Here is a 1,471-nt window from a genome sequence, read left to right on the forward strand (position 1 = left end):
GGGCGCGCCGTACGACGAGGACTTGGCGGTCCTGTCGGGGCTGGCCGAGCGGCGGCAGCTCGTGGAGGGCTGGCTCGGCGCGTTCGCGGCCGCGACCGGGCACGACGCGGACGCGGGCACGGTGGAGGAGGCGGCCGCCGCCGAGCTGTGCCCGTCGCTGCCCCGCTATCCCGCGGAGGGAGCGACGGCGGCCACCGTGACCGGGCTGCTCGGCACGCACCCCCGGGTGCGGGACCGTTCGCTGACGCTGCAGCTGGCGGAGTTCCTCACCCGTACGTCGGCGTTCGCGGCGGCGGACGTGCCCGGCTTCCGGGCGCACCAGCGGCAGCGGGCCGGGCTGCTCGCGGCCGAGCGGGAGCGGCTGCGGATCGACGCGTACCGGCCGCGGCCGATGCCGTCGTTCGTCCGCAACCGGCTGATCGACGAGGTGTACCTGCCGCTCGTCGGCGACAGCCTGGCCAAGCAGCTCGGCGCGGCCGGCGACGCGCGGCGCACCGACACGCACGGCCTGCTGCTGCTCCTGTCGCCGCCCGGCTACGGCAAGACGAGCCTGGTGGAGTACGTCGCCCAGCGGCTCGGGCTGCTGCTGGTGAAGGTGGACGGGCCGGCGCTCGGACCCGCCACCACCTCCCTCGACCCGGAGGCGGCGCCGGACGCGGCGGCCCGGCGGGAGCTGGAGAAGGTGGCGTTCGCGGTGGAGGCCGGCAACAACGTGCTGCTGTACCTGGACGACATCCAGCACACGTCCGCGGAGCTGCTCCAGCAGTTCATCCCGCTGTGCGACGCGACACGCACCCTGAACGGCCGCGACCTGCGGGGCAAGCGCTTCGCGGTGTGCATGGCCGGGAACCCGTACACGCAGTCCGGGGACCGGTTCCGGATTCCCGACATGCTCGCCAACCGGGCCGACGTGTGGAACCTGGGCGACGTCCTGACCGGGCGGGAGGAGGCCTTCGCGTTCAGCTTCGTCGAGAACGCCCTGACGTCGCACCCGGTGCTGGCGCCGCTCGCCGGTCGGGACCGCGCCGACCTCGCGCTCCTCCTGCGGCGGGCCGAGGGGGATCCGGAGGCGCGCGCGGACCGGCTGTCGCACCCGTACGCGCCGGCGGAGGTGGAGGAGATCACGGCGCTGCTCGGCCATCTGGCGGCCGCGCGGAGCACGGTGCTCGCGGTGAACGCCGCGTACATCGCGTCGGCGGCGCAGGACGACGCGGACCGGACGGAGCCGCCGTTCCGGTTGCAGGGCTCCTACCGGAACATGAACCGGATCGCGGCGCGGCTGTCGCCCGCCATGAACGGAGCCGAGGCCGCGGCGGTGGTCGACGACCACTACCGCGCGGAGGCGCAGGCCCTCGCGACGGGCACGGAGGCCAACCTGCTGAAGCTGGCGGCGCTGCGGGGCGCCCTCACGCCGGAGCAGGCGGCGCGCTGGGCGGAGATCACCGCTCCGTACGGGCGCGGGGGCGCGGGC

The 1,471-nt window shown here is 75.6% G+C and carries 1 protein-coding gene; it reads left to right on the plus strand.

All coding sequences use genetic code 11. From position 1 onward, the window contains the following. On the plus strand, nucleotides 1–1,471 hold a 1,471-nt coding region (locus EF903_RS32500), incomplete at both ends, for an AAA family ATPase (protein ID WP_148142652.1).

The sequence above is a fragment of the Streptomyces sp. WAC05292 genome, from assembly GCF_003949955.1.
Taxonomy (GTDB): Bacteria; Actinomycetota; Actinomycetes; order Streptomycetales; family Streptomycetaceae; genus Streptomyces; species Streptomyces globosus.